The sequence below is a fragment of the Caballeronia sp. dw_276 genome, assembly GCF_018449635.1.
GTDB lineage: Bacteria > Pseudomonadota > Gammaproteobacteria > Burkholderiales > Burkholderiaceae > Caballeronia.
In genome coordinates this window covers 183,625-208,605 of sequence record NZ_JAAVUV010000008.1, presented here as the reverse complement: position 1 = coordinate 208,605, position 24,981 = coordinate 183,625, and the positions used below count along the sequence as shown (strand labels likewise).

Sequence of the window (24,981 nt, the reverse complement as noted above, 5' to 3'; positions counted from 1 at the left end):
ACTGCCGGACGCTCTAGCCGATAAGCACTTCATTGCTGTACGGCCCGGCTACGCTTGTCTGGTTTCTTCCTGAGGCTTTGGCGCGATACACCGCGCGATCGGCTGCCTTGATCAACGCGAGTGCGTCGGCGATATCCTCCGCTTCAGTGGACGCAACGCCGATGCTCACGGTAATCATGCCGTGCTCGCTGCCCGCATGACCGATAGACAGCGCACGCACGGCCGCATGGATCGCTGTAGCGACCAGCGCCGCGCCCTTGCTGTCTGTTTCCGGCAGCACCGCCACGAACTCTTCTCCACCAAAGCGCGCGGTGATATCGCCGGGACGCTGGCTGCATTTTGCAATTGCTTGCGCGACGGCGGTCAAGGCATCGTCGCCGGCCTGATGGCCGTAGGTATCGTTGTAACTCTTGAAGCGGTCTATATCCACGAACAAAATGGCAAGTGGCTCGCCCGAGCGTTTCGATCTGTGCCACTCGAACAGCAAACGTTCATCGAGATTGCGCCGGTTGCTAAGTCCTGTCAGCCCATCGACACGCGTCATGTTGCGCAAGCGCGCCTCCACTTCCAGTCGATGCTGGAACTCGACCGATAGAAGCCGGGCCGCGGATAACAGGCCGAGAATCAGCAAGGCCGTGACTATGCCGATGTACCATGCCCGGCTGTTCCAGTCGGCGAATACATAATGGCTCGTCGGCGCAATGATCACGATCATCTTGAGCTTGTCGAAGCGCCGGAAACTATAAAGCCGCTCGGTCCCATTCTTCGATACCCCGAAAAACGAGTTGACGCCCGTCGCTCTGAAACGCTCGAAATTCTTGCGTCCGGCGAAATTTTCATCGGGCCTGGTTCCATCGCTGGGATAACGCAGGATTACATGACCATCGTCCTGGAGCAGCGTGATGCTGCCGCCCGGCCCGAGGTTCACGCCGGATAGCAGGTTCTTGAAGTAATCAAGCCGGAACGCCGCCACCACCACGCCTGCGAATGAACCATCGGGGCGATTCACCCTGCGGCTGAACATCAGATCGACTTCACCTGGATTCAGACGCGATTGCAGCGGCCGGCTGACGAACAAGCCGACCCCGGGGTTGTCGCGATGGATGGTGAACCAGACGCGATCGGCAACGTTGGTATTGCGCGGGACAGTACTCGATGAATCCACGATGATCTTTCCGTGTGCGTCGAGACACAGGAACGACCCTATGTAACGGCTCGCGGTCGCGGAGCGGTCGAACAGCAGTTCGTTGCGCAGGCGCGGCGGCAACTGCATGACGTCCGCGTCTTCCGCGCCGTCGACGGCTGCCTGGATAGAAAGATCTGTGAGTTCGGCGGTATGCGTGATGTCGTGTTCCAGCACGCGCGCGAGGTTATCGGCGTTCTCGGTTGCACGAAGTGTCGCGTCGCTGCGCGCTTGCACGAGGATCGCCATGGCGGAGGCGAGCACGATGACCGAAAAAGCTACGCTCCCCAGACTGATTGCATTCGGGTGGCGCGCCAATGCCGCCCTTAGCCGAAAGAAAATGGTCGGTTTCTTTAACATTCGAAGGCTTCCAACGCTCGGGCGATGGTGTTCGGCATGTCGCCATGACCTTTTTTACATGCTTGCGTAACCGGATTTCGGCCAGCGTTGCAGCTGGAATATCCATCTTCTTTAACGCGGCGAGATTAACGCCGCCATGCAGTCAGTAACACCCGCATAAAGTAGGCACCTGCCAATCTTACAATGAAGGCTTATTTTAATGTTGTTCAGCGAACGCTATTGGTTGGGAATTCCAGCATCTTTATTCGGTCCATCAAATGCAAAGGCCGTTCCCGGGAAGGAACGGCCGATCGCGCCAGGCTCTTTTGCCGAAGCTCAGCTTAATGGCATCGATTAACCCAATGGTGATGCACCTTCACCTTATGGCATTCGCGGTGGTGGTGATAATCTGCAGCGTATGCCGGAGCGATTGCGCAAAACGTCGATATCGCGACTGTAAGCGTGAGAGCGATCTTTTTCATAGTGTTTTCCATAGGTTAGGCCAATGAGGTGGCAGTATGCACGCCCAAGCTTACGTATCTGAATTTGTAAGCCGGAGCCAGCCGTCTGCAGGTGAACCGGAAGCGTTCACGTTTCGTCAATCGCAAGAGCCGTTCCAGTGAGCAGGATCGTTTCGGATCCTGTCACTTTGGGTAATGCATGTAAGCGGCGCTGCAATCGAAACTGCGTAAGTCAAGCCTAAACTAGGTGTGCGTCTTTTCCCAAAGACGTGTTGTGAGTGGTGTAGGTGACTGCAGCTTGGCCCGTCGTGAACGATGGGCTTTTTTTCGTGAATTTTCTCCCAAGCCGCTCACAATTCTGGATAACGAATCATTTTTCAAAGCACATGGACCGATGTTTCCTCCACGTTCCTATTCACAATCCGGCAACCGATTTCCCCGCTTAATTTTCACGCGATTTTCGAACGACATGTACTGCCCCTTCCGGCTACCATAAAGACGACACCTCTCTAAGTCGCCGTCATGAATTCGAGTCCGCTCCCGGGCCGCCGTCGTTTGATATTCGCTTGCCTGTCGCTCTCTTGCGCATTGTCAGTCCCCGCGGCAGCTCATGCCGTTAAGCCATCACTACGCTCCGACAGAAAACGCAAACGGGTTTTTGCTCATTACATGGTTGCATGGCCACGCGGCGGACCGCAGGCGAGCATCGAATCGTATCGATCCGAGATGCGCGACGCACACGCACGTGGGATAGATGGCTTTGCGCTCAATTGTGGCGGCTGGGATCTTAATGAACCGCACTACAAGCGGCGTGTGATGGACATGTACGAAGCCGCTGCGAGCCTTGCATTCGATTTCACTCTGTTTGTTTCCGCCGATGGCCGCGCGCAAGACGAGATCGTTGATATTGTCGAAAGTACGCGCAGCCTCAAGGCGCAATTGCGCATCGATGGAAAACCGGTTGTGTCGGCTTATGGCGCGGGAGGCAAGCGATTTTCCGGCGGCCCCGTGTTGATAGATCGCGCGAAAAAGCTCGGCGCGTTTTTCGTGCCGCACTTCTTCCCAGAAAGCGGAGAGCGGCGCATCACGCCGACAGCAGCCGATGAAATCGTGCAACGGCTAGGGAGCGCCGAAGGTTATTTCTATTTCGGCGCGGCAGGCTCGCCAGACCTGATCGCGGATTCCATTGCAACGTTAAGCGCCGAATTGCAGGCGCACGACAAGCTTTTCATGGCGCCTGTGACGCCCTACTATCGCGGGCTGCCGGCGGGAACGAATTATCGCGCGTTCGAAACGGAAGGATTTTCGGGCATGGCCGCCGAGTGGGAAGCGGCGATCGCATCGGATGCGTCGTGGGTGCAGATCGTGACATGGAACGATTGGGCCGAGTCGACTTACGTGGCGCCCTTGCCCATGCCCGCAGGCGCTTCCGGCCGGGCTCACGTCTATGAAGACCGCTTCGGCGAGTTGCTCTCGCACGGCTTACCTCGACGCCAGCGCCTACTACATTCAGTGGTTCAAAACGGGAAAAAAACCTTCAATTTCGCAGGACCGGTTATTTTATTTTTATCGATTGAATCCGGCGGCGTCGGATGGACACGCGGCGCCGCACACTCAAACGCCACTCTCAACGCGTATCCACGTTACGCTCTTTTTAAAGGCGCCTGCTACGCTTCTCGTGGATTTGCCGGGATCGGATTTGGGCAGGCATCTCGACGTCCCGGCCGGGATCACGCACCTCAGCGCGGATTCGCGCGCGGGGACGCCGCGCTTCGTGCTCAAGCGCCAAGGAACAGTAATCATCGATAAAACCGGCGAACAACCGATCACCAATGACGACTTCTCCGGCGCATACAATTATTTCTCGGGCAGCGCGCAGGCTTGAGCGAATCTTCACGCCGGCAGATGACACACCGCTTCGACGCGGTTCCCTGCCGGATCATATAAAAACGCCGCGTAATAACCGGCATGGTAATCGGCGCGCAACCCGGGTGCGCCATCCGAGCGGCCGCCAGCGGCGAGCCCCGCGGCGTGAAACGCATCGATCTGTTCGCGCGATCCGGCCTTGAAACACCAGTGCCTTTTGGAACTGGCTAATCCACCTGCTTCGTCGCTTTGATCCAGATACACCGCAAGATACGTCGACGCCGCGTCCTGCGGCGTGCAGCGTTCGCCGTATCCGAGCGCTTGAGGCAAGTCATACACCTTGGCTGCGCCGAGGGCGCTCATGATGGCATCGTAGAAGCGCCGGGCAGCATCCATATCCGGAACGCCAATCGACACGTGATCAAGAAGCTGCATAAGGAAAATCGCTCGAAGCGTTTACGCGCCTTCGATTTCCGAAAACGTGTAAAGCGATCTCAGTTCAATGCCGATTCCTTCGAGCATTTCCTTGCCACCGCTCTCGCGATCGATCACGCAAAGCGTCACCGATACCGGCACACCGTCCGCGCGCAGCTTCGCGGTTGCATCGGCGATAGCACCGCCGCTCGACACGATGTCCTCGACCAGCACGAGCTTTTTGCCCACGAGGTCCGCGCCTTCCGCGTACTTGCAGGTACCGTATTCCTTCGCTTCCTTGCGGATATATGCGGCCGGCAAACCGGTCGCCTGGCTCAGCATGGTCACGATAGGAATGCCGCCCATCTCCAGGCCGCCGAGAATTTCCGTGCCGGGCGGGATCAGCGGCACCATTGCTTCAGCGATCGCCTTGAGCAGGGACGGATCGGATTCGAAGCGATATTTATCGAAGTAGGTATTGCTGCGCTTGCCTGAGCGCAGCAGAAAATCGCCGCTCAGCTTGGACACTTCGCGGATTCGCTTGGCCGTGGACATGGATGAATTCCTCTTACTTTACCGGGTGACATTTCTTTCGCGGTCGCAAATCTACGCGAAAAGTGGCGTTCGAGGAAGTGATTCTCTACGACTTCGGCAACGTCCGGTGGCGGGCGAGCGCCCCGGGAAAGCGCCGAATGGCTTGCCCACCAAGGCGCAGGGGGCTTTTTCGGCCACCCGGCCCGTAACCGCCCTGGCTTAAAGCGTGTAAGCCGGTTTGTATGCGCAATCGCGGATCATCGCGGTGATGTCGTCGGGTCGCGGCACGCGAGCGAGGTTGTTATCGAAGATGCATTCGGCCACGCGCACAGCCACATGCAGCGACGCCTCGAAGATCTTGCTTTGCGGCGGATAGATCAACCCTGTCGCAAGACTTGCCTCGGAAACTTGCTCGGCCACGGCTTTCGCCGCAGCAATAAACATCTCGTCGGTCACGCGGCTCGCCTGCGTGGCGAACACGGCCATACCCAGCGCCGGGAAGATATAGACGTTGTTGCCCTGACCCGGCACGAACGTCCGCCCTTCAATTTCCACAGGCGGAAACGGACTTCCGCTGGCAAAAATTGCGCGTCCCGACGACCATTTATATGCCTCTTCCGCGGTGCATTCCGAGCGCGATGTCGGGTTGGAATACGGAAAAATGATCGGCCGCTCATTGATCTCGGCCATCGCTTCAATCACATGCTGGTTGAACAATTTCGGCACTGTACTGACGCCAATGATGCCAGTTGGTTTCAGCGCTTTCACCGCGTCGGTGAAGTTGTCGACTGGCGCATGATCGACCGCGAACGGCTTCTGGAAATCAGCGAGATCGCTTCGCGACTTCACCATGAGACCGTTGACGTCGAATAGTGCGTTGCGGGCACGCGCTTCATCGATAGTCAGTCCTTCCAGGACCATCGCCTGGCTGATCAATTCGGCGATACCCGTTCCCGCCGAACCGCCGCCAAGGAACAGAAAACGCTGGTCGACGAGCTTCTGCTTCGAAATATGCAGCGCGGCAAAGATGCCGGCCAGAGCGACCGCGGCAGTGCCCTGGATGTCATCGTTATACGTGCAGATCTTGTCCTTGTAGCGGGCGAGCAGCGGCACGGCATTGAAGTTCGCGAAGTCTTCCCATTGCACGCAGCATTGCGGATGCAACTCCAGCGCGGCCTCAACGAACTCGTTCACGAACGCATGATATTCGTCGCCCCGTACACGCTCCTGCCGCAAACCGAGGTACAGCGGGTCATCGAGCAAATCGCGGTTATTCGTGCCCACATCGAGCATCACGGGTAGACAATATTGCGGCGGCACGCCCGCGCATGCCGTGTAAAGCGACAGCTTGCCGATAGGAATGCCCATGCCGCCCACACCCAGATCGCCGAGTCCCAGGATGCGTTCGCCATCCGTCACCACGATGAACCGGACCTCTTTCTCCGGCCAGTTCTGCAGCAGTTCTTTTACACGGCCGCGCGCCGAGATAGGCACATACATGCCGCGCGTCGCCCGAAAAATATGATTGAATTTCTGACATGCCTCGCCGACTGTCGGCGTGTACACCAAAGGCATGAAGGTCGCCGGATCGGACATGATCGTGGCGTAGAACAAGGTCTCGTTTCGCGCTTGAAGATCGGAGAGGAGCAGGTACTTTTGCAAATCGTTGTCGAGCGCGGCGAGTTCGGTATGCGTGCGCGCAACCTGCAGTTCGAGCGAGCTGGATCCGGGAGGCAATAGTCCTTCAAGGTGGTACTTGCGGCGCTCTTCCTCCGTGAACGCGGATCCCTTGTTAAGACGCGGATCGCGAAGAATGTCGCGGCCGGATAGCTCGATCGGTTTCTGCATTTCAGTCTCCTGGTGCTTGCTGTTTGTGGACAACTCTAAGCCAGCGCTTTAAGCCGATAACGCCTGCATGTGCACATACAAATCGCTTTTCCCTTCAAAGCCAAGGCCGGGAAGCTCGGGCAAGGTCACATGACCATCGACCACTTTCACGCCGTCTGGAAAGCCGCCGAATGGCTGGAACAGATCCGGATACGATTCGTTGCCGCCAAGGCCGAGACCCGCCGCAATGTTCAACGACATCTGATGCCCGCCATGCGGAATGCAGCGTGAACGCGACCAGCCATGTTGATGGAGCATATCGAGCGTGCGCAGGTATTCGACGAGGCCATAGCTCAGCGCACAATCGAATTGCAGGTAGTCGCGATCCGCGCGCATTCCCCCATAGCGAATCAGGTTACGCGCATCCTGCATGGAGAACAAATTCTCACCCGTTGCCATGGGCTTGTCGTAGTAATTGCGCAGCGTCGCCTGAAGTTCGAAATCCAGCGGATCGCCAGCTTCCTCGTACCAGAACAGATCGTATTGAGAGAGCGCCTTGGCATACTGGATGGCCGTGTCGAGATCGAAGCGGCCGTTTGCATCGACGGCAAGTTTCTGACCGTCCTGCAGCACCGAAAGCACGGCATCGATACGGCGCAGATCCTCGTCGAGCGACCCGCCGCCAATCTTCTTCTTGACCACGGTATAACCCCGGTCAATATAGCTGCGCATTTCGTCTTTCAGCTTGCTGTAGTCCTGACCGGGATAGTAATAACCGCCCGCCGCATAGACGAAGACCTTGCGATCCGGCGTGCCGTTGCCATAACGTTCAGCCAGCAGCTGAAACAGCGGCTTGTCTTCGATCTTCGCCACCGCGTCCCACACGGCCATGTCGATGGTGCCGATTGCTACGGACCGCTCACCATGTCCGCCCGGCTTTTCATTGGTAAACATCGCGGCCCAGACCTTGTGCGGGTCGAGGTTATTGCCTGATGCATCGACCAGCGAACCCGGATCGGCCTCGAGCACGCGCGGAATGAAACGCTCGCGCATCAGCTTGCCCTGGCCATAGCGGCCGTTCGAATTGAATCCATAACCAACGACAGGCTTGCCATCGCGGATCACGTCCGTGATCACCGCGACCAGACTTAGCGTCATCTTGCTGAAATCAATGTACGCATTACGAATCGATGAGCTGATGGGAATGGTCTGCTCGCGAATTTCCACGATTTTCATGTGCCTGTCTCCTTGGATGCTGGACTAAGTGAACGCTCAAGCACGTGCTTCAGCCGATAAACGAAGCTTACGCGCGCGCCGCCGCGCTACACTTCACCGGTACTCATTTGATTATTCAGTTTAAGTGAAGAACGACGGCACCTCAGATCTCGAATTTTTCGTTCAGCTTGCACGCCTTGGCAGCCTGTCAGCAGCAGCGCGCGCGCTTGACCTCACGCCTCCTGCCGCCACGCGTCGGCTTGCACTGATGGAGCAGCGCCTGGGCGTCAGGCTCGTGAATCGCACTACGCGCAGCACAAGCCTAACCGACGAAGGCGATACCTACTTGCGTCATGCCACGCGCATTCTTGCTGCAATGCGGGAAATGGAAGACGCGGTATCGCGCAGCCGGGAAGCGCCGCGCGGCATCTTGCGCGTGAACGCATCGCTTGGATTTGGCCGCACGACGATTGCACCGCTCGTCTCCGCATTCGTGCAGCGTTATCCGCAAGTTGAGGTTCAACTCGACGTGACGGACCGGCCCATCGATATTGTCGAGCAGGGATTCGATCTCGCAATCCGCTTCGGCGCCCTCCCCGATACCCGGCTCAACGCGCGCCGCATCATGTCGAACCGGCGCTTTCTATGTGCGTCGCCGGCGTATTTGCAACGGCATGGCAATCCCACGGCGCTCAGCGATCTTGCGCGGCACAGGACCATTCTTCACAGGCAGAACGACGATGCGTATGGCGTATGGCGTTTTACACGCGATGGCGACACGGTGTCGGTGAAAGTGCCGGGAGGCTTGTCGAGCAACGACGGCGATATTGTCCTGGGATGGGCGCTCGATGGACACGGCATCTCCATTCGCTCCGAATGGGACCTTGCAAAATATCTCGAGAGCGGTCGCCTGAAAGTCGTGCTGCCTGAGTTTCTCCTGCCACCAGCCGATCTGTTCGTCTACTATCCAAGCCGCCGGAATCAGCCGGCGCGGATTCGTGCGTTCATCGATTTTCTGGCGGAACACTTTCGCACGTCCCAATGATTCAAGCGAAACCGCCAGGGAATTGCGCTGAAACTTAAGCGCTGCTGAGTTTTAAGCGCTTTATTGTTGCCGAAACAACAAATATCTTTCGCCGAAACTATCGTTTTATATCGTCAATAGGGGGCCTAGACTGGTTTCATAGGTTGCGAATGCAGAAGAGAAAAACGAATCTGCAGCGCATTACTTGAACAGCGAAAAAACAGAACTCTGGAGGTTCATCATGACGAAGTCACTTCTTTCCGCCTTGCTGGTTGCATCGGCCCTCGCAGCACCGACTTTTGCCTTCGCCCAAAGCGACGCGCCCGTCACCCGCGCAGAAGTTCGCGCCCAGCTGAGCGCGCTGGAAAAGGCCGGCTATAACCCTGCAACGAATGACAACTATTATCCGCAAGGCCTGCAAGCGGCGCAGCAACGCATCGACTCCCCCAATGGCGTAGAAACGCAGTCGTATGGTCCGTCGACGAGCGGTACATCGGCATCAGGCATGCGCGCCACAATGGCTCCGGCATCACCGATTCAACAGCATTCCATTTACTTCGGCCATTGATCTTTCGCCCGAAGCCTCAAGTACGACGCTCGAAAAAATCGCTCATCGCTTAAAGGCGTTGGGCGATTTTTTATGCGCGTTTGCTTTGCAGGGGTTTTTGCAATGCAGCCAGGACCGCGCCGGCCGCTAGCATTGCCGATGAATACATCAGCCCGCGTGCAAGACCCGCGCCATCCGAAATCCAGCCGATCACAACCGGCCCGACGATCTGTCCGAACGCGAACACGATCGTGAACGCGCCGATCCCGCGCGTCCATTGCGCGGCGGGAAGGTTGTGCCGCACGAACGCGGTCGTCGATGCCACCGCCGATAAAAACGTCGCGCCGAACAGCGCGCCCGACACGAACGCAACGGCCGGTTGTGCGAACACTGCCGGCATCAGCGTTGCGAAGGCGAGGACGCCGTTGAATACCGCCAGCGCCTGGCCGCCGCGCATGCGATTGAGCAAGCCTGACCAGATGCGCGCCGAGCCGATGGTCGCCACGCCAAGCAGCACATAAAACGCCGTCACGACCGCCGAACTCATTCCTGCCGCGCGAAGCAGCGCAATCAGAAACGTCATGTAGCCGATATACCCGACGCCGAAAAGCCCATAGCCGGTCAGGACGAAGCCAAGTTGCGCCCACGGAAGACGTGCGGAAACCCCGCCGCTTCCGGGCGCGGCGGCCGGCGCGGTATCGTGGATTCCAATCTTGCGCGCCGCTGCAATGGCCGCAAGCGAAGCAACCCCACACGCCGCCGCCAGCGCAAACCACGCCCATTGCCAGCCATGCAAGCCGGGAAAAGTCGTGACAGGAACTAGCAGCGCCGCCGCGATGATCCCGACGCCCGCACCGCCGTAATAAAGTCCAAGGACAAGACCGGCATCGCGTGGATGAGCCGATGCTAGGCGCGCCGCAAGCACGCTCCCACCGACGAATATCGATGCGCTCGTCATGCCGGTGACGACACGCTGGGCGAGCAGCGCGTGGGTATCGGAAACGAGACCGCCCGCGACCATCAACAACGCAGTCAGCACGCATCCACCGATAAAACACACACCCGCCGGCCAGCGGCGCGACAACAACGGAAAGGTTAGCGCGCCGAGCAGATAGCCGAGGGCGTTCGCTGTGTTCATGGCGCCGGCCTGCGCAAAACTCCAGCCCAGATCGGCTTTCATGGCGGGCAACAACAGCGCATAGGAAAAACGCGTGAGGCCGAGCGCTATCGCGGTGCCAAACGACAGACCCGCGGCAAGCACGAGCGTGTTGCGCCGGGAACGGGCTTCGTTGGATGTTGAAAACTGAGGTGCCGCGGTGCTGCGGGAATCGTCGATCATTGGCAGGGCGGCTTGAGCGTTTGAAAGTCGGGCAGGACGACGAATGCAGGAAACGCCGTCATGGTAACGCCCGGCCTCTATTTCTTGCTCGACACCCGCGACGGAACCGCGCTCGTGCATGCCGCCACGCATCCCAGCACGAGCGCAACGCCGGTCACGACCAGCGCGCCGTTCGCGAGGCCTACGCCCGCCGCAACGACCGAGCAGGCCGCATAGCCATTCAACGCAGCGATAAACACCGGGTACGCACGATCGGCGAGCGCCATCGCAAGGTAGGCGCCGATCAACGCGACCATCGCGCCGATGATAACCACCGCCACCGCCCCGCCCTCGAACCCCGCCGTATAGGCGATGACCGTGCATAACGCCGCGCACGCAAAGTGCATTGCGCTGGCGGACGCGTTTTGGAAGAGGTTGTCAAGCACGCGGAAGCGCGAACCGACACGCAGAAAGCCGGCGATAAAGACCACCGCCACAGCCATCAAACCACCGAGCGCAGTCCATCCAAGAGAGGCGCCCGTATCAATTCCAAGCGCGCGATCCGCCGATGCCGACGCCAGTGCCGCCAACGCCAGCGCGCTTTGCAGCGACGCGGGCGTCGCCTTTCCAAATCTCGGCGTGAACACGGCGAATGCCGCGATGGCAAGCGCGACGAGCATCGATTCGAAGCCCGTGGCCATGGCGTAAGCCACGATCACGGCTGCGCCGACGCCGGCGGCATCGCGTAATGCTTGTTGCCTCGCCGGCGATACAGCGCCCGGCGTACGCAGACTTTGTACCGATGCAATCACCGCTAGCGCACACCAGACCCCGTCGAGCATCGATGTATCCGTGTCAGAAATATTGTTTGATGAAACGTCACGAAGGTATCGAATTCCTGTGCGCGGCGCCATTGCGGAAAGCTCTCATCCGCGCATGAAACCAGCGCAATAAACTAGATCGCGCCCAGGCTCCGGAGTGTCGCGATCTGGTCGGCCGTGTAGCCGAGTTCTGTCATGACCTCGTCGGTGTGTTCGCCAAGAAGCGGTGAACGGGTGACATCCGTCGGGCTGTCGGAGAGCTTGATCGGGTTGCCGACGGTCAGGTATTTGCCGCGCACCGGATGATCCACTTCCACGATCGTCCCGGTCTTTCGCAATGACGTGTCCTCGGCGATTTCCTTCATCGACAGGATCGGCCCACAGGGGATGTCATGCTGGTTCAGGATTTCCATGGCTTCGAACTTGGTCTTGGTCATCGTCCATTGTTCGATCTCGGCGAAGATGTCCTTCAGATGGGGAAGCCTTGCTGCGGCCGTGCTGAAGTTCGGATGATCGATCCATTCGGGCTTGCCGATCACCTTGCAGATTTCGCCCCACACGGGCGCTTGCGTGATGAAGTAGATGTACGCGTTCGGGTCCGTTTCCCACCCTTTGCATTTCAGGATCCATCCCGGCTGGCCGCCGCCCGATGCGTTGCCCGCACGCGGCACGGCCTCGCCGAATTCGCCATTCGGGTATTGCGGATATTCTTTCATCACGCCGGTGCGTTCGAGGCGCTGCTGATCGCGCAGCTTCACGCGGCAAAGGTTGAGCACGCCGTCCTGCATGGCCGCGAGCACCTTCTGGCCGCGACCCGTCGCGTTGCGCTGATAAAGCGCGGTGACAATCCCCAACGCCAGGTGCAGTCCCGTTCCCGAATCGCCGATTTGCGCGCCGCTGACAACGGGCGGACCGTCATCGAAACCAGTCGTCGATGCCGCGCCTCCCGCGCATTGCGCGACGTTCTCGTAGACCTTGCAATCCTCGTAGGGCCCGGGACCGAAACCTTTCACCGATGCCACGATCATCTTCGGATTCAGTTCCTGAATGCGTTCCCATGTGAAGCCCATGCGGTCGAGCGCGCCCGGCGCAAAGTTTTCGACGAGCACGTCGCAGCTTTTCACGAGCGATTCCAGGACCTTCTTGCCCTCCGGATTTTTCGTATCGATAGTGACCGAGCGCTTGTTGTGGTTCAGCATCGTGAAGTAGAGGCTGTCGGCGTCCGGGATGTCGCGGAGTTGTTCGCGGGTGATATCGCCGATGCCCGCGCGTTCGACCTTGATGACGTCCGCGCCGAACCACGCTAGAAGCTGGGTGCAGGTCGGGCCCGACTGGACGTGCGTGAAATCGAGGATGCGTACGCCGGCAAGGGCTTTGCTCATGGGGCGGGTCTCGTGGGTTGGCGCTGGCGCTTGGAATGTGCGTTTTTGTTGTGATATACAATATTCCAAGCACACACAGAGTCAAGAGAGTGTTTTCCAGAGGTCTGGAGGCGTAAACGCAAAAAGCAGCAATCGGCATATAGTCCGAGTGCTGCTTTTTAAAATCAGAAACCCTTCAACTCAATTGCAGGCGCCCTGCTTCGTTCAATCCAGAAAATCGCAATTCTTCTGCACGAACGCGGCCAGATCCAGCGAATGCTGTCGAACCAGCCTCTCGACCAGTTCAGTATCGCGCGCTTCGAGCGCCTCGATAATCCGCATATGATCCTCGATCGATCTCGCCGCGCGGTCGCTTTGCGAAATTGTCATCTTCCGGATCGCCCGCACGTGCACGAAAATATTCTTGATCGTATCGAAGAGAATCTGCGACTTGCTCAATTGCACAATCGCTTGATGGAAGGCGATATTCGCCTCCGAATACTCGTCGATGTGTTCGGCCGGCGCGGTATTCTGAAAATGGTCGAACATGTGACGAAGCGAAGCGATCTCTTCGTCTGTCGCGCGCTGGGTCGCGAGCCTCGCGGCCATGCTCTCGAGCGCGGCCCACATGTTGATCATCTCGACAATCTCGTGCTTGGTCTTGCGCACGATATAAATCCCACGACGTGGCACCGTCCGCAGAAATCCTTCCTGCTCCAGTAACGTCATGGCCTCGCGAATAGGCGTACGACTTACGCCCAACGCTTCGGTCAAATCCTTCTCGTCCAGCCTGATCTCTTCCCGCGAACGATAAATATCCGCTTCCGATATGGCCTGACGCAACCGGGCATAGGCCTGATCACGCAACGAGACCGTTGCATTGATCGGCGCCAGCGAAAGCGTCACACCCGCAGGCCTCGGCTCCAGCCGCGGTTCGAGAATATTGGCAGACGTTGCAGCAACTTCAGTATCAGATGGCATTGATGGCTTGATGTCCAAGGTTCCGCGCGCCCGTCGTCGCCCGTGTACCCGTGCTGCCGCCTTGATCGTCCGCTGCCAGACCGGCATAACGACCATTTTCCTGCGCACGCTGCAACACGTCTTGCGGCAACGCCGACGCCAGTGCAAACGTCACACCAACACCGCCCGCTACCAAGGCGATTCCGATCACGACTAACAAAGCGATGCTCATTTCCGGCTCCTAGTGGTTAACCTCAAGAGCCTTCAGTATATGTTGCGTCGCAACGCAACGCAACATATTTCGTATGTGATATATCAGAAACAACAGCCCTTCCTTGATGGGAGTTTAAGCGGCTTTCTGGGAGCGTGTGAAGGATTCGATTGTTTTGATGTGCGGGCGCGCCGTGCCCTGGTTCACGCCTTCACGCAACTTGATGAGCGCAAGAACCGCATCGATCATCGGTGTATTTACGCCCAGCTTTCGGCCGATTTCCTGAACGACGGTCACGATCGGGTCGATTTCCATGGGCCGGCGCGCCTCGCAGTCCATCAGCATCGACGTCTTGTGCGAACCCACGGCGCCCGCGCCATCGATGCGCTTTTCGACATCGACACGGAAATTCACGCCAAGCTGCTCCGCGATTCCCTGTGCTTCCAGCATCATGCTGCGCGACAAGGCGCGCACGGCCGGGTCGCTCGTGAGGACATCGAGCGTCGCGCCCGTCAGTGCGCTGATCGGGTTGAAGCAGACATTGCCCCAGAGCTTGAGCCAGATTTCATCGCGGATGTTGTTGCGCATCGGCGCTTCCATATCGGCGGCGGCCATGATGTCGTGAAAAGCCTGCAAACGCGGCGTGACCTTGCCGCCCGGTTCGCCGATGGGGAATTTCTTGCCGTACACGTGACGAATGACGCCGGGTTCGACGATCACAGCCGCGGGGTTGAGCACGCAACCAATCGCGCGTTCAGGCCCGAGGATCTGCCATTGACGACCGCCCGGATCGACGCTTTCCAGCGTCGTGCCCGACAACTCGCCGCCGTGATCATGGAAATACCAATATGGCAAACCGTTCACAGCGGTGATGACGGCGGTATCAGGTCCGAGCAACGGCGGCATCTGGTCCACAACGCCCGGCACCGAATGCGCCTTCAACGCAATGACCACATAATCCTGCGGTCCGAGATCGGCCGGATTATTCGTGCATCGGACCTTGACGGTGTGCTCTTGTCCTTCGATTTGCAAACGCACGCCGTTCGCCTGCATTGCTGCAAGGTGCGGCCCGCGTGCGATAAAGCTGACGTCGGCGCCCGCTCGCGCGAGCTGAGCGCCCATATAGCCGCCGATCGCACCGGCTCCGTAGATGCATATTTTCATTGTCGTCTCCTGATACCTGTCTTTTTCTGATATACAACATATTAGATTTCAGTATTGGACAGTGCGGCGGAAAGCGCAAGGACAGCATCAAGAAAAAAGCGCGGCCCCTTTTAGAGGGCCGCGCTTTTTTCTTTAGTGAAGGGGACGCTCAGGCGTCAGCGGTCTGCAACGGTTTATGCTCTTCACGATAGGACGAAACAACGTGCGTCCAGATCCGCCTTGCCTGAGATTCGAGCGTGCGCGTGCGATCCTTGGCGAGCACGATGCTCCGGCTCACCGGCGGCGACAAACGCACCGCCTGGACCAGCGAGTGTGCGGGCGCCGGCCAGGCGTGCATCGGCTGGATGCCGATTCCGAGGCCCGTCGCGACCATCTGCACGATGCTCGCCGCTTGAGTCAGGCGCTGCATCTTTACGTTCGATACCCCGAGCCCCGTCAGCGCGTCGGCGACCATGTCGGCGCTGCCGGCCGTATCGTCGAGAAGGAACAGGTCGGCGCCGCTCAGCTCGCGCCATCGAACGCTTGCATTCGATGCCAAAGGATGACGCGCCGGCACGACTGCGCAGAAGGCGTCGGCAAAGAGCGTTTCGGTGGACAGCTCACTGCTGTCCTGCGGCTCGATCAGGATGGCGAGGTCGGCATCGCCTGAACGCAACATGTCAAGCACGCGGTGTTGCGGCGCGTCGTGCAGCTTGAGCGAAATGTTGGGATAGCTCGCCCGGCACGACGCCAGCAGCGCCGGCACCACTGAGGCGACCACGCTCGCGCTGCAGGCAATCGATACCGCGCCGCTCTCCGCCGTCGATACCTCTTGCCCAAACCGCAGCGCGACTTCGAGTTCATCGACCAGCAACGCAATGCGCGGGAGCAGCGCGCGGCCGGTATCGGTGAGCGCGACGTGGCGCGTGGTGCGATCGAAGAGCTTCAGATCGAGAAGCTCTTCGAGCTCCCGGATGCTGCGGCTCGCCGCCGACTGCGTCACGCCGAGCGCGTTGCCGGCTTGCGTGAAACTCCGGTGCTGGGCCAAGGTGACGAACAGGCGCAACTGCTGCAACGAGACGCCCGTTCCCTTCAACCCGGCTTCAGCGACGGGATTCCTGCTCATTGCGCCGACGAGTTACGCGGGGTTTCGGGCCAGCCGGCCTGAAACGAAGCGGCATCGAGCCGGCTCGATTCGGCAACCGTATTGTCGATCCAGCGTTTTCTCATTGGCGCCAGCACGAACTTGGCGCACAACCCCGCTGCAATCGAAACAGTCGCCGTCGCGATAAACACCGCATCCCACGAGCCGATCGCCGAGAGCACCGAAGCCAAAGGAACCAGCATGGAAGCCGTTCCCTTCGCCGTGTACAAGGTCCCGGCGTTGGCGGCAGCGTACTTGCTGCCGAACGTATCCGCGCAGGTCGCGGGAAAGATCGAGAAGATTTCGCCCCAGCACAGGAACGTGATGGCCGCAAAGAACATGAACAGATACGGGTTGTGGCCAAACTCCATCAAGCCCAGCAACGCGATCCCTTCGCCGATGAAGATGAAGAACATCGTGTTTTCACGGCCGATCTTGTCGGAGATCCAGCCGCACAGCGGACGCGTGAAACCGTTGCAGAGGTTGTCGATGGAAAGCGCCATCGTGAGCAGCGGCAAGGTCACGCCGAGGAAACTGACCGGCATCTTGGCGAAGCCATATTCCTTCGCGATCGGACCGAGTTGCGCCGTGGCGATCACGCCGCCGGCAGCCACGAACACGAACATCAGGTACAGCACCCAGAACAGCGGTGAGCGGACCATTTGCCCTGTCGTGTAATCGATCTTCGATGCCACCACGCGCTTGGCCGGAACAGCATGTGCAGGCGGACGCGGACGGACCAGCATCAACGCGAGCAGGAAGATGCAGACGCCCTGGAAGATGCCGAAGAACATGAACGCATGTTCGTAGCCCGAGCTCTGGATCATGTTCGAGATAGGAATCACCGTGACCGCCGCGCCCGCGCCAAAACCCGCTGCCGTCAGGCCCGCTGCAAGACCGCGCTTGTCCGGAAACCACTTGAGCGCCGTGCCTACACAGGTGCCGTACACGCAACCCGCGCCAATCCCGGCGATGACCGCCGCGATGTACAAGTGGTAGAGGCTGGTAGCGTTGGCGTCGATGATCCAGCCGATCGCAGCGCAAATCGAGCCGCCGATCACAACCGGACGCGGGCCGAATTTATCGACGAGCCAGCCTTCAAGTGGCACGAGCCACGTTTCCGTAACGATGAAAACCGTGAACGCCGTTTGAATCGCGGCCTGACCCCAATGATGTTTTGCATCCATTGGAACCACGAAAAGGGTCCACGCGTATTGCAGGTTCGCGACGAGGCCCATGCAAATGATGCCGATGGCCAGCTGCGCCCATCGATTGTTATGCGCCCCCCGTTTGGGGCTGCCTCCGGCGGGTGCCGTGAGCGTATCTGCGTTTGCCATGTCTGTCTCCGTTATGTATCGGCGCTCGTGCGGCGCGTAATCGACTGCGGCTCAACGGTGTCATCGGGTTCATGCGTCTTTGCGCAAGTTCCACCAGTCACCGGTGCGAGAGAGGTTTTTTGGTCGGTCAGGGGTCCTTGTTCGCGGCGCTATCGAGTTGTCGGCGGCCACGCGTGAACTGCGGACCGGGAAACTGAAGACGCTGCAGGGAAATCATGTTCGGGCGAATCCAAAAGTCTGTTGTCGGGACCGGGTTGGTAGCTTCACCGCTCCGGCAGGGTCTTCATGCCGCTTGCCCTGTTTCCATCCGCGTTCGTTGCTTTTTGCCGGTCACCAGCTTACGGAACTAGCGCACGTTGAAAGCATGCTGCGGGAGAAAAACGATTAGGGAAAGTTAGAAAAATTTATTGTATAAATTCAGGATCGTTTATGGATGGAGACACCGTCATGATGCGCAATGCAACGTTTAGGCAGCTGAAAATATTCGAAACCGTGGCTCGCCGGCTCAGTTTTTCCCGTGCCGCCGAAGAGCTCTACCTCACCCAGCCGGCGGTTTCCACGCAGGTCAAGCAGCTCGAGGAGCACGCCGGCTTGCCGCTGTTCGAACAACTCGGCAAGAAGATCTACCTGACCAGCGCGGGGGTGGAAATGCTGCACCACAGCCGCGCGATCCTCGAACAATTCCGCGAAGCCGACGACGCCATGGCCCGTCTTAAGGGTATTTCCGGAGGCACGCTCAACGTCGCCGTGATCAGCGCGGGCGACTATTTTTTCCCGCGCTTGCTCGCCGAATTCACCAAGCGCAATCCCGACGTCAAGCTCAACCTCGCGGTCCACAACCGGGAGGAACTGCTCCACCAGCTCACCGACAACCTCACGGACCTCGCCATCATGGTTCGGCCGCCCAAGGACATGGACACGGACAACGTGTCGTTCGCGCCGCACCCGTACGTGATCGTCGCACCGCCGAATCATCGGCTGGTCGGGGTGAAGAACATCCCGCTCGAATCGCTTTCCGAGGAACCGTTCATTGTGAGAGAACGGGGTTCGGACACCTGGAATTCGATGGAGGAAGGCTTTGCGGGCAGGCTGAAGTCGCTCAACGTCGCCATGGAGATCACCAGCACCGAGACCATCAAACAGGCAGTGATCGCGGGCATGGGCATCAGCTTCCTGTCCGCTCACACCATCGCCATGGAACTGCAGGTAGGACGCCTCGCCGTGCTCGACATCGAAGGATTCCCGGTCATGCTCAACTGGTACCTCGTGCATCGGCACAACAAGCGGCTTCCGGCGGTAGCGGCGGCGTTCAAGCAATTCCTCATCGATGAAGGTGCGGCGCAAATTTCGGCGATTACGCATATCGGGTAAACCATTTATTAGGCATTCTGAATAGTCACGGTAAAAAACTGTGACTATCGTCTATGGGTCATTTTTCCTATCCTGCATTCAAGCAACACGGCCAACCAGGAGACGACCATGATCCGTTCACAAGCCACCATCGCCGCCGACGAGCGCGAACTGCAAACGCAACTCTGCGCGTACAACAGCGCTTTCGAAGAACTCGACCTGATGTTTCGCTGGGACGCCGACACGCTCAAGGCGCTTTCAGCCGCGCCCAACGATCAGGCGCGGATTGCGCGATACATCGAAGTCCATTGCCCGCATCTGCTCAAGGCCTACAGTGCGGAATTCCTCTGCCAGGCCATCGTCGACAAGAAAAACGCCTACTACGATGCCTGCCGTGCGACGACCATCGCTCGTGCCGACGACACCCGTGGCGCCAAGATGTGGCGTCCCGAGCATGACGTCGCGCGTGCGGCGGCCTGATTCATCAGAAGCGGCCCGCTTATGTCAGCGGGCCGTTTCTTTTAGCTCCTTCACGTACCGGACTTCGCTTCCAGTTCCGCCAAACGTTTCTTCAGGTTTCGCTCTTCGGTAAAGCGGCTGGTTTCGTCGCGGATGACGGCGACAATGCCGGTCACCACCGGGTCTGGTCCCGCCGAATGCAACAACGCGACCGTGAACGCGATCGATAGCGCCCGTCCGTCCTTGTGCACGGCAGGAACGCGCAGCACATCGTGTCCATAGCGCGTTTCGCCGGTGGCCATGGTCTTTTCGTAGCCGGTCCAGTGACGTCCTCGCAATCGCTCGGGAATGATGATGTCGAGCGAATTGCCGAGCGCTTCCGCGGGCGTGAACCCGAACATGCGTTCCGCGGCGGGATTCCAGAGCGTGATGGCGCCGCTTGCGTCGGATATCACGATCGCGTCGCCAATGACATTGACCAGTTGCTCGAAATCGATTGGGGATGTTTTTGTATTTACAGCGCTATTCATGGTTGAAGCACCCTCGTTGAATCATGCGGCGCTGTGAGCCGGCCCGGCACTCACAGCGCCGCAGTCAGACGATCAAACCGCCTGGGCGTCGTGCAGCTTGCCGATCTGCTCGGTGCTGTACCCGAGACTCGCAAGCACCTCGTCCGTGTGTTCACCAAGCAATGGCGACGCCGTGATTTCCGGCTTCATGTCCGAGAACTTGATCGGGCTGCCGACGGTCAGGTACGAACCGCGCTCCTTGTGCTGGACCTCGGTGATCGTGCCGCTCGCGCGCAACGACGGATCGTTGGCGAGTTCCTTCATGGTCAGGACCGGGGCGCACGGAATATCGAATTTGCGCAGGATGTCGACGGCTTCGAACTTGGTTTTATCGGCGAGCCAGGTTTCGATGGTCGCGAAGATGTCGAAAATATGCGGCTGGCGTGCCGAAGCCGTGTTGTACTTCGGATCATCGATCCATTCCGGCTTGCCGATCGCCTTGCAGATCGGCGCCCATGCGTGGCCCTGGATGGTGAAGTAGATGTACGAGTTCGGGTCCGTTTCCCAGCCCTTGCACTTGAGCACCCAGCCCGGCTGACCGCCGCCGCCTGCATTGCCGCCGCGCGGCACGACGTCGCTGAATTCGCCATGCGGATATTGCGGATACTCTTCCAGATACCCCAGGCGATCCAGACGCTGCTGGTCACGCAGCTTGACCCGGCAGAGATTGAGCACGCTGTCCTGCATCGATACCGCCACCTTCTGGCCCTTGCCGGTTTTATCGCGTCCAATCAGGGCCGTCAGAATGCCGATGGCCAGATGCATGCCGGTATTGCTGTCGCCGAGCGCGGCTGCGCTGATGGTCGGAGGACCGTCCCAGAAGCCCGTGGTCGATGCCGATCCACCCGCGCATTGCGCGACGTTTTCGTAGACCTTGAGGTCGTCGTAATGATGGCCGTCGCTGAAGCCCTTGACCGACGCGAGGATCATCTTCGGATTCAGTTCTTTGATGTGCTCCCACGGAAAACCCATCCGGTCGAGCGCGCCCGGGCCAAAGTTCTCGACCATCACGTCCGATTCCCTGATGAGCTTTTCGAGCACTTCCTTGCCTTCCGGCTTCTTGGTGTCGAGGGTCAGGGACTTCTTGTTGCTGTTCAACATCGTGAAGTAAAGCGCATCCACATCCGGGATATCGCGCAATTGCGTGCGCGTCACGTCACCGGAACCCGGGCGTTCGACTTTGATCACGTCCGCGCCGAACCACGCGAGCAACTGCGTGCAAGCCGGTCCAGCCTGAACGTGCGTGAAGTCGATGATCTTGATTCCTTCGAGAGGCCTGGTCATGGCTTTTTGTCTCCTGACTGACTGGATTAGTTGATGTGTTGGGTAAAGCGCAAGGGGAAGAGAGAGGCGCGAATTGCGTGCAGGAAGGTGTTGTCTCCTCTTCGAGGCGGGTTTGTTGGTGCGATCGCTCAAAGGCGACCGTCGTTTCTTGTGATATACAATATTCCGAACACAGTATTAGTCAAGGATATTTATTCATTGATCGCGACGTGATGCGATGCAGCAGGCGTGCCGATCCAACGTTAAGAAGCGTTTGGATGGTTTGGATGCTGCAATGCAATGGTGGGTTTTTTCCGTCCCTGCAGAGACTGTGGGACCAATGCGAGGTGGTCGTAGCACCTGATCAATGCACACGGACGAACGATGACGGAACGAGATCTGGACGCAGAGTTGGCGTGAATTGAAGACGGTGGCAATCCGGACAGGGCTTTGGCTATTGCTGAAATCGCGTTATGCGAGTGACCGTTGCGCGCACGACCTTAGCGGCTCAAACAACACTCGCCTGCCCGCGCCATCGCTGCGGCGTCACCCCTTCCCACTGGTTGAATGCCCGCGAGAACGAATTGACCTCTTCGAAGCCGAGAAACCACGCGATCTCGCCCGGGCCCAGGTTGGTGCTTGCAAGCAACCGGCGCGCGATCCGGTTGCGAACCCGATCGAGTAATTGCTGGTAAGTCATGCCATCGACGGCGAGTTTTCTCTGCAGCGTCCTTGAACTGATCCCCATCTCGCGCGCGAGGGCGTCCACGCTTGGCCGTTGACCCCGCATGCTCCGCGCGATCACCTCCTCGACTTGGTCCGAGAAAGTCTGCGTGCGGCTCAACTCGGCAATTCCCGCATCGAGTTGAGGCAAGACAGCATCCAGCAAATCCGCGTTGTGCGTGACGAAGGGCAGCGCGAGCGTGGCGGTATCGAAGACGATCACGTCCTGGGGCGCGTCGAAAACGATCTCGCAGCCGTAATGGCGCTTGAACATCGCGCGGTTCGACGCCCTGCGCGTCAGCTCCACGCGGCGCGGCTTGACCGCCACGCCCGAGCCACGGCGAGCCAATGCCAAAGCTGATGCGAACATTGCATCGGCGAGGAGATCGGGGATGGCGCCATCGGCCAGAAGCCAGCGGAACGTGACCGATGCCTCGGCACCGTTGATATCGACGTTGACTTCTTCCGGACAGCTCAGGCGTTTATAGCGGCCGAGTTTCGCGAGGGCATCGCGGAAATTCGCGGAATGGAGCGCCGCGAGCGACATGATGTCGAGCTGCCCATGCGCCGTTTCCGCGCCGATGCGCAAGCCGATCGCCGGGTCGCCACTTACCTGTGCGATCGCCTCCCATAACGCGAAGTACTTCTGCGTCGTGACGCGCAGGCGCGGCTGATGCGCGTTCGCCGGTGACGGCGAGGCAATCCCGGCCGCTCGGAACGTGCGCGCGGCGTCCACGCCCAGCGTGCTGAGCCGGGCGATCAGCGCGGGACTGATGGGAACGCCGTCGGTTTTCATGGGCCTTGGTTTAGTCGGTCTCTTTCTGCTTCACGATCTCGAGTTTATCGATAAGACCACGCCAGTCGGTGGCATCGTCGGCATCGGTGGACATGCTCAGCTCACGCCACTTTGCGTCCGCCGCGCCGCGCGCCTCGTGCAATTGCCCGGCGATATGCACGGCGTCGCTGCCCAAAAGCAGGCGCAGCGGCGGTTCGTCTATCTCGGCAATGCTCAAAATCGCCTGCGCCGCTTTCGCCGGATCGCCGACGGGCTTGTGCGATGCGCGGTAATCCAGCAAGGGCGCGATGCTCTGGGCGTAATCGGGACCGGGTGTGTGAATGGTCATCGATGAACCCGCCCAGTCCGTGCGGAAACCGCCAGGCTCGACAATGGTCACCTTGATGCCGAGCGGCGCGACTTCCTTGGCGAGCACTTCGGAAAATCCCTCGACCGCCCATTTCGCCGACTGGTATGCGGCAAGTCCGGGCGAACCGACGCGCCCGCCTATCGATGAAACCTGGATGATGTGGCCGCTGCGTTGCCCGCGAAGCACCGGCAGCGCGGCGCGCGTGACGTTGGCGACGCCGTAGAAGTTGGTTTCCATTTGCGCGCGGAAATCGGCGTCGTCGCCTTCTTCGATCGATGCAATGTTGCCGTAGCCCGCATTGTTCACGACGACATCGAGACGGCCGAACGCGCCGACCGCTTCCTGCACCGCAGTGCGCGCAGAGGCGGGATTGGTGACGTCGAGCGCAATCGCACGCACGCTTTCGCCGTATTGCTCGACGAGCGCGTTGAGATCTTCGGGACGACGCGCGGTCGCGACCAGACGATGACCCGCGGCCAAAACCGCTTTGGCCAATTCGTGGCCGATGCCACGGGAACTGCCGGTGATAAGCCAGACTGAAGACATGACGTGTTTTCCTTTTATCGATGAACGACGGGTAATCCGTTCACCGATTCTAGGAGCGCGCGCCGTGCGCCACTAATCCGATCGCGCCAACGTGCAATCGGATCGCGCCAGGCTTCAGGACCGCTTATCCGGGGCGTTTCTCGCTGTCCAGATGCGCCATTTGCGCCGCGGCGTACCGGTCGCCGGCCGCCGCGCCCTTCGGCACGGCCTGCTCGATCGCGGCAAGATCATTGGCGTCGAGCGCGACCGAGAGCGCGCCCAGCGCTTCGGTCAGTCGCTCACGCCGGCGCGCGCCGATCAGCGGCACGATGTCCTTGCCCTGCGACGCGACCCACGCAATGGCGATTTGCGCCACGGAAACACCTTTTGCGTCGGCGATTTGCCGCAAGGCATCCACGAGCTTCAAATTGCGCTCGGCGTTTTCGCCCTGGAAACGCGGGCTATGCGCGCGAAAATCATTGGCCGCCAGGCTTTGCGCCGCCTGCCAATGTCCGCCGATCAGCCCGCGCGACAACACGCCATACGCCGTCACGCCTATGCCAAGCGCGCGGCATGTATCGAGAATATTGTCCTCGATACCACGCGAAAGCAGCGAATATTCGATCTGCAGATCGGCGATCGGATGCACCGCCGCCGCGCGCCGGATAGTCTCCGAGCCGACTTCCGACAGCCCGATGTGCCGTACATATCCCGCCTTCACCAGATCCGCGATTCCGCCGATAGTCTCTTCTATCGGCACGTTCGGGTCGAGCCGCGCGGGACGGTAGATATCGATGTAATCCACCCCGAGGCGTTGCAGCGAATACGCGAGAAAATTCTTGATGGCGGCGGGCCGCGCATCGTAGCCAACCCAGCCGCCGCTCGGATCGCGCAACGCGCCGAACTTCACGCTGATGACGGCTGCCTCCCGTTTCGTGCCCTTCAGCGCTTCGCCGATCAGCGCTTCGTTGTGGCCGCTACCGTAGAAGTCGCCGGTGTCGATGAGATTGATGCCGGCGTCGAGCGCTGCGTGGATCGTGGCAATGCTTTCGCCGCGCTCCGATGGTCCGTACATGCCGGACATGCCCATGCAGCCGAGTCCCAATGCGGATACTTCCGGTCCGGTCTTGCCAAGCTGGCGCTGTTCCATGGTGATTCCCCTGTGCGTTTGTGGATACGGTGAGAGGAGTATGCGAGCCGCTCGGCCGTGCGACAATCCGGTCTTCACAGAACGGGCTGTAC

Annotated in this window: 23 protein-coding genes and 1 pseudogene; 6 read left to right on the top strand and 18 right to left on the bottom strand. The window is 59.4% G+C overall.

Annotation, left to right across the window (positions count from 1 at the left end):
• Positions 1 to 13: 13 nt before the first annotated feature.
• Complete coding sequence (locus HB633_RS18760) at positions 14 to 1,543, bottom strand: GGDEF domain-containing protein (protein ID WP_213779676.1); 1,530 nt, start codon at positions 1,541 to 1,543, stop codon at positions 14 to 16.
• Between the two features lie 962 nt (positions 1,544 to 2,505).
• On the opposite strand from HB633_RS18760, the pseudogene HB633_RS30950 reads away from it, so the two are divergent.
• Together HB633_RS30950 and HB633_RS30945 are read left to right on the top strand one after the other, a co-directional pair.
• Positions 2,506 to 3,342, top strand: a pseudogene (locus HB633_RS30950) (endo-1,3-alpha-glucanase family glycosylhydrolase); the annotation flags it as partial.
• 88 nt (positions 3,343 to 3,430) lie between these two features.
• Positions 3,431 to 3,868, top strand: a complete 438-nt coding sequence (locus tag HB633_RS30945) for a glycoside hydrolase family 71 protein (RefSeq protein WP_255581012.1) — start codon at positions 3,431 to 3,433, stop codon at positions 3,866 to 3,868.
• Positions 3,869 to 3,876: 8 nt separating this feature from the next.
• Here the strand turns inward: HB633_RS30945 and HB633_RS18750 are convergent, their stop codons facing one another.
• From HB633_RS18750 to HB633_RS18735, 4 genes are all read right to left on the bottom strand, one after another.
• The gene (locus tag HB633_RS18750) at positions 3,877 to 4,284 is read right to left on the bottom strand and encodes a VOC family protein (RefSeq protein WP_213779675.1); all 408 of its coding nucleotides are present in this window, start codon (positions 4,282 to 4,284) and stop codon (positions 3,877 to 3,879) included.
• Positions 4,285 to 4,305: 21 nt separating this feature from the next.
• Positions 4,306 to 4,818, bottom strand: a complete 513-nt coding sequence (pyrE, locus tag HB633_RS18745; protein WP_213779674.1) for an orotate phosphoribosyltransferase — start codon at positions 4,816 to 4,818, stop codon at positions 4,306 to 4,308.
• Positions 4,819 to 5,016: 198 nt separating this feature from the next.
• Positions 5,017 to 6,678 (bottom strand): NAD-dependent malic enzyme, encoded by a 1,662-nt coding sequence (locus HB633_RS18740; RefSeq protein WP_255581004.1) that lies wholly within the window; start codon positions 6,676 to 6,678, stop codon positions 5,017 to 5,019.
• A 15-nt stretch (positions 6,679 to 6,693) separates the two neighbouring features.
• A complete protein-coding gene (locus tag HB633_RS18735) occupies positions 6,694 to 7,860 on the bottom strand; it encodes a mandelate racemase/muconate lactonizing enzyme family protein (protein ID WP_213779672.1) in 1,167 nt (388 codons plus the stop codon).
• A 124-nt stretch (positions 7,861 to 7,984) separates the two neighbouring features.
• Here HB633_RS18735 and HB633_RS18730 point away from each other — a divergent pair, with 124 nt between their 5' ends.
• Positions 7,985 to 8,884 carry a LysR substrate-binding domain-containing protein gene (locus tag HB633_RS18730; protein ID WP_213779671.1) on the top strand — a complete coding sequence of 300 codons (900 nt, stop codon included), beginning with the start codon at positions 7,985 to 7,987 and terminating at the stop codon, positions 8,882 to 8,884.
• 220 nt (positions 8,885 to 9,104) lie between these two features.
• Complete coding sequence (locus HB633_RS18725) at positions 9,105 to 9,431, top strand: DUF4148 domain-containing protein (RefSeq protein ID WP_213779670.1); 327 nt, start codon at positions 9,105 to 9,107, stop codon at positions 9,429 to 9,431.
• Between the two features lie 70 nt (positions 9,432 to 9,501).
• Here HB633_RS18725 and HB633_RS18720 read toward each other — a convergent pair whose 3' ends face one another.
• The 8 genes from HB633_RS18720 to oxlT form a co-directional block, all read right to left on the bottom strand.
• The gene (locus HB633_RS18720; RefSeq protein ID WP_213779669.1) at positions 9,502 to 10,749 is read right to left on the bottom strand and encodes a YbfB/YjiJ family MFS transporter; all 1,248 of its coding nucleotides are present in this window, start codon (positions 10,747 to 10,749) and stop codon (positions 9,502 to 9,504) included.
• Between the two features lie 77 nt (positions 10,750 to 10,826).
• A complete protein-coding gene (locus tag HB633_RS18715; protein ID WP_213779668.1) occupies positions 10,827 to 11,570 on the bottom strand; it encodes a hypothetical protein in 744 nt (247 codons plus the stop codon).
• 113 nt (positions 11,571 to 11,683) lie between these two features.
• Positions 11,684 to 12,931: a formyl-CoA transferase gene (frc, locus tag HB633_RS18710; protein ID WP_213779667.1), complete on the bottom strand. Its 1,248-nt coding sequence runs from the start codon at positions 12,929 to 12,931 to the stop codon at positions 11,684 to 11,686.
• 204 nt (positions 12,932 to 13,135) lie between these two features.
• A complete protein-coding gene (locus HB633_RS18705) occupies positions 13,136 to 13,891 on the bottom strand; it encodes a GntR family transcriptional regulator (protein ID WP_056365212.1) in 756 nt (251 codons plus the stop codon).
• Positions 13,881 to 14,102, bottom strand: coding sequence for a hypothetical protein (locus HB633_RS18700; protein WP_056365209.1), 222 nt, complete (start codon positions 14,100 to 14,102; stop codon positions 13,881 to 13,883). Before HB633_RS18700 ends, HB633_RS18705 begins: the two co-directional genes overlap by 11 nt.
• Before the next feature lie 114 nt (positions 14,103 to 14,216).
• The gene (locus HB633_RS18695; RefSeq protein WP_213779666.1) at positions 14,217 to 15,245 is read right to left on the bottom strand and encodes a 2-dehydropantoate 2-reductase; all 1,029 of its coding nucleotides are present in this window, start codon (positions 15,243 to 15,245) and stop codon (positions 14,217 to 14,219) included.
• Between the two features lie 148 nt (positions 15,246 to 15,393).
• Positions 15,394 to 16,350 (bottom strand): LysR substrate-binding domain-containing protein, encoded by a 957-nt coding sequence (locus tag HB633_RS18690; protein WP_213779665.1) that lies wholly within the window; start codon positions 16,348 to 16,350, stop codon positions 15,394 to 15,396.
• On the bottom strand, positions 16,347 to 17,705 hold the full coding sequence (gene oxlT, locus HB633_RS18685) for an oxalate/formate MFS antiporter (protein WP_213779664.1): 1,359 nt from the start codon (positions 17,703 to 17,705) through the stop codon (positions 16,347 to 16,349). Before oxlT ends, HB633_RS18690 begins: the two co-directional genes overlap by 4 nt.
• 450 nt (positions 17,706 to 18,155) lie before the next feature.
• On the opposite strand from oxlT, the gene HB633_RS18680 reads away from it, so the two are divergent.
• Positions 18,156 to 19,076, top strand: a complete 921-nt coding sequence (locus HB633_RS18680; protein WP_056366060.1) for a LysR family transcriptional regulator — start codon at positions 18,156 to 18,158, stop codon at positions 19,074 to 19,076.
• Positions 19,077 to 19,184: 108 nt separating this feature from the next.
• Complete coding sequence (locus HB633_RS18675; RefSeq protein ID WP_213779663.1) at positions 19,185 to 19,535, top strand: hypothetical protein; 351 nt, start codon at positions 19,185 to 19,187, stop codon at positions 19,533 to 19,535.
• Between the two features lie 50 nt (positions 19,536 to 19,585).
• On the opposite strand, the gene HB633_RS18670 is transcribed toward HB633_RS18675, so the two are convergent.
• The 5 genes from HB633_RS18670 to HB633_RS18650 all read right to left on the bottom strand — a co-directional run bounded on the left by HB633_RS18670 (position 19,586) and on the right by HB633_RS18650 (position 24,889).
• A complete protein-coding gene (locus HB633_RS18670; RefSeq protein WP_213779662.1) occupies positions 19,586 to 20,044 on the bottom strand; it encodes a PAS domain S-box protein in 459 nt (152 codons plus the stop codon).
• Between the two features lie 72 nt (positions 20,045 to 20,116).
• The gene (gene frc / locus HB633_RS18665; RefSeq protein ID WP_213779661.1) at positions 20,117 to 21,367 is read right to left on the bottom strand and encodes a formyl-CoA transferase; all 1,251 of its coding nucleotides are present in this window, start codon (positions 21,365 to 21,367) and stop codon (positions 20,117 to 20,119) included.
• A gap of 487 nt (positions 21,368 to 21,854) precedes the next feature.
• The gene (locus HB633_RS18660; protein WP_213779660.1) at positions 21,855 to 22,865 is read right to left on the bottom strand and encodes an AraC family transcriptional regulator; all 1,011 of its coding nucleotides are present in this window, start codon (positions 22,863 to 22,865) and stop codon (positions 21,855 to 21,857) included.
• 10 nt (positions 22,866 to 22,875) lie between these two features.
• The gene (locus tag HB633_RS18655; protein ID WP_213779659.1) at positions 22,876 to 23,760 is read right to left on the bottom strand and encodes an oxidoreductase; all 885 of its coding nucleotides are present in this window, start codon (positions 23,758 to 23,760) and stop codon (positions 22,876 to 22,878) included.
• A gap of 124 nt (positions 23,761 to 23,884) precedes the next feature.
• On the bottom strand, positions 23,885 to 24,889 hold the full coding sequence (locus HB633_RS18650; protein WP_213779658.1) for an aldo/keto reductase: 1,005 nt from the start codon (positions 24,887 to 24,889) through the stop codon (positions 23,885 to 23,887).
• Positions 24,890 to 24,981 lie beyond the last annotated feature (92 nt).

Excerpts from the sequence above, each read along its gene's own strand:
- HB633_RS18675 (WP_213779663.1), top strand. The coding sequence starts at position 19,185 with ATGATCCGTTCACAAGCCACCATCGCCGCCGACGAGCGCGAACTGCAA.
- frc (WP_213779661.1), bottom strand. The coding sequence starts at position 21,367 with ATGACCAGGCCTCTCGAAGGAATCAAGATCATCGACTTCACGCACGTT.
- HB633_RS18670 (WP_213779662.1), bottom strand. The coding sequence starts at position 20,044 with ATGAATAGCGCTGTAAATACAAAAACATCCCCAATCGATTTCGAGCAA.
- HB633_RS30945 (WP_255581012.1), top strand. The coding sequence starts at position 3,431 with ATGAAGACCGCTTCGGCGAGTTGCTCTCGCACGGCTTACCTCGACGCC.
- HB633_RS18715 (WP_213779668.1), bottom strand. The coding sequence starts at position 11,570 with ATGCTCGACGGGGTCTGGTGTGCGCTAGCGGTGATTGCATCGGTACAA.
- frc (WP_213779667.1), bottom strand. The coding sequence starts at position 12,931 with ATGAGCAAAGCCCTTGCCGGCGTACGCATCCTCGATTTCACGCACGTC.
- pyrE (WP_213779674.1), bottom strand. The coding sequence starts at position 4,818 with ATGTCCACGGCCAAGCGAATCCGCGAAGTGTCCAAGCTGAGCGGCGAT.
- HB633_RS18760 (WP_213779676.1), bottom strand. The coding sequence starts at position 1,543 with ATGTTAAAGAAACCGACCATTTTCTTTCGGCTAAGGGCGGCATTGGCG.
- HB633_RS18720 (WP_213779669.1), bottom strand. The coding sequence starts at position 10,749 with ATGATCGACGATTCCCGCAGCACCGCGGCACCTCAGTTTTCAACATCC.
- HB633_RS18705 (WP_056365212.1), bottom strand. The coding sequence starts at position 13,891 with ATGCCATCTGATACTGAAGTTGCTGCAACGTCTGCCAATATTCTCGAA.
- HB633_RS18695 (WP_213779666.1), bottom strand. The coding sequence starts at position 15,245 with ATGAAAATATGCATCTACGGAGCCGGTGCGATCGGCGGCTATATGGGC.
- HB633_RS18725 (WP_213779670.1), top strand. The coding sequence starts at position 9,105 with ATGACGAAGTCACTTCTTTCCGCCTTGCTGGTTGCATCGGCCCTCGCA.
- HB633_RS18650 (WP_213779658.1), bottom strand. The coding sequence starts at position 24,889 with ATGGAACAGCGCCAGCTTGGCAAGACCGGACCGGAAGTATCCGCATTG.
- HB633_RS18660 (WP_213779660.1), bottom strand. The coding sequence starts at position 22,865 with ATGAAAACCGACGGCGTTCCCATCAGTCCCGCGCTGATCGCCCGGCTC.
- HB633_RS18750 (WP_213779675.1), bottom strand. The coding sequence starts at position 4,284 with ATGCAGCTTCTTGATCACGTGTCGATTGGCGTTCCGGATATGGATGCT.
- HB633_RS18700 (WP_056365209.1), bottom strand. The coding sequence starts at position 14,102 with ATGAGCATCGCTTTGTTAGTCGTGATCGGAATCGCCTTGGTAGCGGGC.
- HB633_RS18690 (WP_213779665.1), bottom strand. The coding sequence starts at position 16,350 with ATGAGCAGGAATCCCGTCGCTGAAGCCGGGTTGAAGGGAACGGGCGTC.
- oxlT (WP_213779664.1), bottom strand. The coding sequence starts at position 17,705 with ATGGCAAACGCAGATACGCTCACGGCACCCGCCGGAGGCAGCCCCAAA.
- HB633_RS18735 (WP_213779672.1), bottom strand. The coding sequence starts at position 7,860 with ATGAAAATCGTGGAAATTCGCGAGCAGACCATTCCCATCAGCTCATCG.
- HB633_RS18655 (WP_213779659.1), bottom strand. The coding sequence starts at position 23,760 with ATGTCTTCAGTCTGGCTTATCACCGGCAGTTCCCGTGGCATCGGCCAC.
- HB633_RS18680 (WP_056366060.1), top strand. The coding sequence starts at position 18,156 with ATGCGCAATGCAACGTTTAGGCAGCTGAAAATATTCGAAACCGTGGCT.